Below are 6,185 nucleotides of genomic sequence, written 5' to 3'. Positions count from 1 at the left end.
CCCTTGAGCTTCTCGACTTCGGCGGTGATCGACTTGACGTCGTCCTCTATTGCGACGTTGGGTCCGGGGGAAGCGAGGTCCGGCGTGTCGTTGGTGATCGCGCCGATGATGCCGATCTTCTGGCCGCCGACCTCGACGACAACAGATGGCTTGACTCGGTCGCCGAGCTTGGATTGCGCGTTGGCCTTCACATTGGCGCCGAGCACCGGGAACTTGATCATGTCGAGGAACGGCGCCAAGGCCACTTCGCCGTCGTCGAATTCATGGTTGCCGAGCGCCATGGCATCGAACTTCATGTCGTTGAGGAATTCGCCTTCGACCTTGCCCTTGTAAGTGGAGTAGAACAGTGAGCCCTGGAAATTGTCGCCTGCGCTGAGCAGCAGCACGTTCTGGCCTTGCAGCTTCTTGCGCTCCTGGGCGATCGCGGTGATCAGCCGGCCCGCGCCACCGATGCACTCGCCCTTGGTTTCCTCGTCCGCCGAGCAGGTCGATTCATATTTGTTGTTGCCTTCGATGCGGCTGTGCCAGTCGTTGATATGCAGGATGTTCAGCGTGTAGTCGGCAAAGGACGCGCCGGCCGACAGACCGAGTGCTGAGGCTGACAGGGCTGCAATGGCGGCAAGCTTCTTCATCTTCGTCTCCCGGAAAGCCGATCAGAGGCCATTAGCGCTCTTGCTTGACTGGAACATAACAGCCGGCGCTTCGGCCATGTTCCCATCGCGTTCCCGATGACGCAAGCGGAATCCGGGACCCCTTTGCCGGCATAAAAAAGGACGGCGGCCAACCGGCCGCCGTCCTTGGAAACGAATGGTCGCGGGCTCAGACGCGCCTTGTCAGCACGAAATTCTGACCGCTGGAACTCGTGCAGTTGAGCTGGCTTGTCGATACCATCAGGCAGTTGAAGCTGACCGCGGTCTGGCGGATCAGCGAGGTGCCGTTGATCTGCACCGATGTGGCGCCGGTCATCGTGTAGCTGCCGTCGGCAAGCTTCTGGCCGGTGTCGGTGGCGACCGTCGTGAAGGTACCGCCGGCGAAGGTCGACAGGCCGGTGCCCTTGGCGTCGATCCAGGAGCCCTCGACGCCTTTCGGCGCCGCTGCCATCGGCGGTTCATCAGGGCCGCTGGTCGCACAGGCGGCGAGCATCGTCGCAATGGCGCCCGCCACGCTCATCGAAAGAATTTTGCGCGCAATGATCATGTGAAAATCCTCTCCTCTCGCATCGGCCCGAAAATCGGAATCGATTTTCGACAAGCACGAGGCGTGCATCCAAGTTTCCAGAGCGACATGCGTCCAGATGAATGCGTGTCGTTGTGGTCCGCATCCCTTCAATCGCCCGATTTCCGGGCGATTGCAAGGCGGTGAGGCAGGTAGGCGGTGCTGCTATCGCACAAGGATGTTGCGGAACTGCCACGGGTCGTTCCGGTCGAGGTCTTCCGGGAACAGGCCGGGGCGGTTATCGAGCGGCGTCCAGTCGGTGTAGTAGCCTTTGACCGGTCCGAGATACTGGGACTGCACTTCCAGGCACCGCCTGTAGTCCATCTCGTCGGCTTCGACGATGCCGGCCTCGGGGTTTTCCAGCGCCCAGACCATGCCCGAGAGCACCGCCGAGGTGACCTGCATGCCGGTGGCGTTCTGGTAGGGCGCCAGCTTGCGCGCCTCGGCGAGCGACAGTTGCGAGCCGTACCAGTAGGCATTCTTGTCGTGGCCGTAGAGCAGCACGCCGAGTTCGTCGACGCCGTCGATCAACTCGTTCTCGTCGAGCACATGATGCACCGGCTGAGGCTTGCCGGCGGCGCCGAACATCTCGTCGAGCGACAGCATCGCGTCGTTGCAGGGATGATAGGCATAGTGGCAGGTCGGGCGGTACTGGACCTTGCCCTTCTTCGAACGCACGGTGAAGAAATCGGCGATCGAGATCGCCTCATTATGCGTCACCAGCAGGCCGTATTGCGCGCCGGGAGTCGGACACCACGAGCGCACGCGCGTGTTGGCGCCCGGCTGCTCCAGATAGATGGCTGCCTTCGAGCCGTGCTTGTGCTTCTTGGCGTTCTTCGGCATCCATGTCTCGTGTGTGCCCCAGCCAAGTTCCGCGGGCTGCAGGCCCTCGGAGATGAAGCCTTCGACCGACCAGGTGTTCCAGAACACATCCATCGGTTTCGGCTTCTTGGCGCGCTGGGTGTCGCGTTCGGCGATGTGGATGCCCTTGACGCCGGCCTTCTTCATCAGCTTGGCCCAGCCCTCGCGGTCGTCCTGCGCGGGCTCCGAGAACTCCAGGCCAAGATCGGTGGCGAGATTGACCAACGCCTGCTTGACGAACCACGAGACCATGCCTGGATTGGCGCCGCAGGTGGAGACCGCCGTGGCGCCGCCGGGCTTGTCGTGCTTTTCCTTGAGCAGCGACTCGCGCAACGCGTAATTGGTGCGGCTGGCGTTGTCCGCCTTGGCGTCGAAATAGAAGCCGAGCCACGGCTCGACGACGGTGTCGATGTAGAGCACACCGAGCTTGCGGCAGAGCCGCATCAGATCCACCGAGCCGGTATCGACCGACAGGTTGATGCAAAAGCCCTGGCCGCCGCCATTGGTCAGAAGCGGGGTCAAGAGCTTCTTGTAGTTCTTCTCGGTCACCGCTTCCTGGACGAAGGCGATGCCGCGCTCGTCGAGCAGCTTGCGGTCGGTGTCGCGCGGGTCGATGACCGTCATGCGCGACTTGTCGAACTGGAAATGGCGTTCGATCAGTGGCAGCGTTCCCCGGCCGATCGAGCCGAAGCCGATCATCACGACAGGGCCGCTGATCTCACCGTAAACGGGCCAGTTTTCATTCGCCATTTTATCGAGCACTCCTTCAAAACCCAGGAAACTGGGAAAACATGCGCAAGCCGGGGATTTTTGCCCGGCGGCCATGCGCTACATCACAGATCATTGTCACAAACCAGCGAAAAGCGCCAACCAGCGGCTAGCTGCGTTGGCTACGTGGTTAAGGCTGAAACCGTGGATGAATGGCTCTACCCGAACCAAAGTTAGCTCATTTGCCAAGCGCAAGCGACGTGCCCCGTCCGTTCAACGGATTTTTGCCCTCGGCGCAGCTGTGGACGCCCGAACCACCAACTCCACGGGCAGAACGACTTGGCGGGGCGGTTGGTTGTCAAGAACCATGCGGGCGGCGAGCCTGCCTTTTCCGATCACGTCTTGCGCGACAGTCGTCAGCGGAGGTGTGGTGCGCGCGGATTCAGCAGTGCCATCGAAGCCAATGACCGACACGTGGCCCGGCACCTCTATGCCGCGACAAACCGCCTCGTCGAGTATTGTGATCGCCTGCCAATCCGACATGGTCAGGATCGCGGTTGCTTCAGGCACATTGTCGAACACCACCGCTCCAGCAGATGGATCGCCGGGCGTCGTCTCGATAATCGGGACATCGTCGATCGATAGGTTCGCCTCCGCCAAGCCCTGTTTGAAGCCGTCGAGCCTCTCGTTGTCGAGCGAGAAGCCGGCTAGAAGCGGGCGCTTTGCCTGTCCGGGCATGTGCACGATCGGAGGGCCTGGAGTTCTCCGTATAGACAGGATGGCAAAATGTCGGTGTCCCAGCCCAGTCAGATGCCGGACGGCAGCGACCGCGCCCCTCCTGCCGTCGATCTTTATCGAATTGATGTCGGGACCTGCGTCGCTTTCGAGAATGACGAAGGGCAGGCGCCGCCGTTGTGCCGATGTTATGAGACCGATGTCCCCGCTGTGACCAAGGATGAAGCCGTCAACGAGGGCCTCGCGGATGCTGGCGAAGCGGGTATTATCGGTGCCGTTTACAAGGCTGAGCGTCGTTCCGGCCTCGTCGCAGGCGAGCGAAACGCCCAGCACCAGCTCGCGGCCATAGGGACTTCTCATCACCTCGGCGATGGCGTAGGCGCCAGGTGGCATGAACCCGATGGCATTGAACTTGCCATCCCGCAGCAATCGACCCTTTGGATCGGGGCCGCCAAATCCAAGCGCTCGCGCAGCCGCTTCGACACGTTGGCGCAACTCAGGCCTGACCAGTTCCGGCCGGTTGAAGACGTTGGAAACAGTGCCCCGGGAGACACCGGCAGCCTTGCCCACGTCGGCTAGCGTTGGCATTGCGATTCACCCATTTCCCTTCAGTTAGACCATTTTTTGGAGCGCTCCAAGAATTTTGTTGACTCGAAAGTGGAAAGGGCGGATCGTATCACTTGGAGCGCTCCAAGTAAGCGTCTCTGGCATTTTCGCGACTGAAACATCGAAGATCGTCAAATGGCTTGGTCGCAACGGCCACGCCCAGGGAGGGTGTTATGGCAGAAAACAATGTTTTTCCCGCCTCGCTTGTCGGTAAGACTTTCGACTGCGTTTTCGGCCCGTTCGTACCCCGGCTGACGTTTTTCTCGCCGGACGAACTACATGTGCAGGCGTCGATCGGAGCCACCAAAATTGACGAGGTGGTCAAGATCGACATGACCAGCGTACGCCCGAACCTCGTGCTCATGAGCTGGACGGAGCAGAGCGGCAACTTCATCGTGCAGTTGCAGGATCATGAGAAAGGGATCGTCCACAACTATGCGCGGCTGGCCGACGGGCAGCTCTTCTGTGCCCAAGGCGCCATTCAAGCCGTGTCGCCTGCGTGACGCTCCCGCGTCGGGGCCGGCAAAGTGCGGCATCGACCGGCATACTGCTGTTTCCTAGGTGAAGTACTTCGGATTACGATCTGCTGAATTGCCGTCATCGATTTCCCTAGTGAAGGAGGAAAGTGCGATGGAACTCGCTTACGACAGTCATCTGCTTGCCCGAATTCTGCTGAGCGTCGCGACCGTGGGTTACGGTGTGGTGACGATCAAAGCCGACCTCAACGCCACCCACGCCACCAATCCGCTGTGGACTCCGCACGCCCGGTTTCACGTCGTTTGGCAGGTGCTGAGCTATACCGGAGTCGCGCTGATTGCGCTGGGGCTTATCTGGATTGGAGGCCCACTCCAAGCCGAGCGGCTCTATCTCGCCGGGGGATTGGGCGTGGCCATGTATGGAGCGTTCTTCGTGGCCATGCTCTCACGACCGATCTATGGCGGCGTGCTCTACGACGAGAACGGCTACCTGCCATTCCGACCGCCGTTCGGACCGGCGGGTTGGCGGTGGGATGTCAACGTCACCGTCTTTACCGCGATGTCCGCGATCCTGCTGCTGGGCTTGGCCGCGATTTAGGACAGCGCCAGCCCCCCGAGCCGGTCGACCAGCCGATCGCGGTCTGCGGTCAGGCCCTTGTAATCGAGCTGGGCGAGATCGAGAGCTTCGAGCTGGGCGGCGAAAGACGCCGCGAGCTTCGCCCGATCAGGGTGCCTGGCCAGCACGGCGAGCGGGTCGAGATGGATGCGGATGGTGAACAGGATATCGCGTGAAACAGGCAGTTTGCGCAGGGTCTGCCGCTCGACGCGGATGAACGCATGGGCGTCGATGTCGCCATCGGGAAAGCGCGACGGCCGGTTGGTGGCGCGGTCGATGCGCTGCAGGTCGGAGAGCGGATGGTAGAGCGCGTTGTCGGACTGGATCGACCAGTTGTAGCGCTCGACCGCCTGCCCCTGGAGGCCATCGAACATCCGGTTGATGAGTTCCGCCGGACGCGTGCCCGGGCCGAAACCCGGCACCGGCGCGTGGATGTCCTGCAGCGGCTTGCCGAATTTTTCCAGGAGCGACCAGGACGAGGGAAAGCAGAGCGAGCCGGCAACCAGCCGCCAGCCGCTGTCGCCACGGCGCATCAGGATGAGGTCTTCCTGGACGAGCAGTGAGGCCCTGGCCAGCGGCGCCTCGGCGAGGGCCGCAGGCAGACGGCTCGCCGCGCCCACCACCTCGATGCCTGATCCGCCGAGCCGATGGGTTTCGGGGAACCTCTCCAGGAGATGCGCAGCGAGCAAGTCGAGCACTTCCTGCTGGGCATCGCGCGTGCCGTCCTCCTCGACGAAAACGCGCTCTGGGATTTCGGCATAGAGCCGGTGCTTTTCGGCGAGATACGGCAGCAGATGGCCGTCGATCTCGATCCAGTCCGCCGGATCGAGCGGCTTCAGCCCGATACTGAACAGTTTCGACGAGCCGTCATAGGGCGTGTGGGTGGGGAGCGTATGCTCTGGGGGTGTGTGAGTGGGCACAGTCGTCCTGTTTCAGGTCAGTCTTGCGGGGATCAGTCCGCGCAGCGA

The 6,185-nt window shown here is 61.8% G+C and carries 7 protein-coding genes; 2 read left to right on the top strand and 5 right to left on the bottom strand.

The features are described from left to right. From EN750_RS14605 to EN750_RS14590, 4 genes are all read right to left on the bottom strand, one after another. A partial coding sequence (locus EN750_RS14605) for a metallophosphoesterase (RefSeq protein ID WP_189526208.1) occupies positions 1–632 on the bottom strand: 632 nt, incomplete at its 3' end. Between the two features lie 187 nt (positions 633–819). Next, positions 820–1,197, bottom strand: a complete 378-nt coding sequence (locus tag EN750_RS14600) for a hypothetical protein (protein WP_127259982.1) — start codon at positions 1,195–1,197, stop codon at positions 820–822. A gap of 183 nt (positions 1,198–1,380) precedes the next feature. After that, on the bottom strand, positions 1,381–2,826 hold the full coding sequence (locus EN750_RS14595) for a homospermidine synthase (protein WP_127272620.1): 1,446 nt from the start codon (positions 2,824–2,826) through the stop codon (positions 1,381–1,383). Positions 2,827–3,057: 231 nt separating this feature from the next. Continuing rightward, positions 3,058–3,948 carry a substrate-binding domain-containing protein gene (locus tag EN750_RS14590; RefSeq protein ID WP_245482710.1) on the bottom strand — a complete coding sequence of 297 codons (891 nt, stop codon included), beginning with the start codon at positions 3,946–3,948 and terminating at the stop codon, positions 3,058–3,060. 350 nt (positions 3,949–4,298) lie between these two features. Here EN750_RS14590 and EN750_RS14585 point away from each other — a divergent pair, with 350 nt between their 5' ends. Next, a complete protein-coding gene (locus EN750_RS14585; protein WP_127396832.1) occupies positions 4,299–4,628 on the top strand; it encodes a hypothetical protein in 330 nt (109 codons plus the stop codon). A gap of 127 nt (positions 4,629–4,755) precedes the next feature. Continuing rightward, entirely contained in the window at positions 4,756–5,199 is a 444-nt protein-coding gene (locus EN750_RS14580; RefSeq protein ID WP_127268297.1) for a hypothetical protein, read from the top strand. Here EN750_RS14580 and EN750_RS14575 read toward each other — a convergent pair. Then, positions 5,196–6,137: a DUF3445 domain-containing protein gene (locus EN750_RS14575; protein ID WP_127396831.1), complete on the bottom strand. Its 942-nt coding sequence runs from the start codon at positions 6,135–6,137 to the stop codon at positions 5,196–5,198. The genes EN750_RS14580 and EN750_RS14575 overlap by 4 nt on opposite strands. Positions 6,138–6,185 lie beyond the last annotated feature (48 nt).

It is taken from the genome of Mesorhizobium sp. M7A.F.Ca.ET.027.03.2.1, from assembly GCF_003999175.1.
GTDB lineage: Bacteria > Pseudomonadota > Alphaproteobacteria > Rhizobiales > Rhizobiaceae > Mesorhizobium.
The sequence above is the reverse complement of the archived record's forward strand: the minus strand, read 5'-3'. Positions and strand labels throughout refer to the sequence as shown.

Coding starts and splice junctions, on each gene's coding strand:
- EN750_RS14600 (WP_127259982.1), bottom strand. CDS start 1,197: ATGATCATTGCGCGCAAAATTCTTTCGATGAGCGTGGCGGGCGCCATT.
- EN750_RS14595 (WP_127272620.1), bottom strand. CDS start 2,826: ATGGCGAATGAAAACTGGCCCGTTTACGGTGAGATCAGCGGCCCTGTC.
- EN750_RS14585 (WP_127396832.1), top strand. CDS start 4,299: ATGGCAGAAAACAATGTTTTTCCCGCCTCGCTTGTCGGTAAGACTTTC.
- EN750_RS14580 (WP_127268297.1), top strand. CDS start 4,756: ATGGAACTCGCTTACGACAGTCATCTGCTTGCCCGAATTCTGCTGAGC.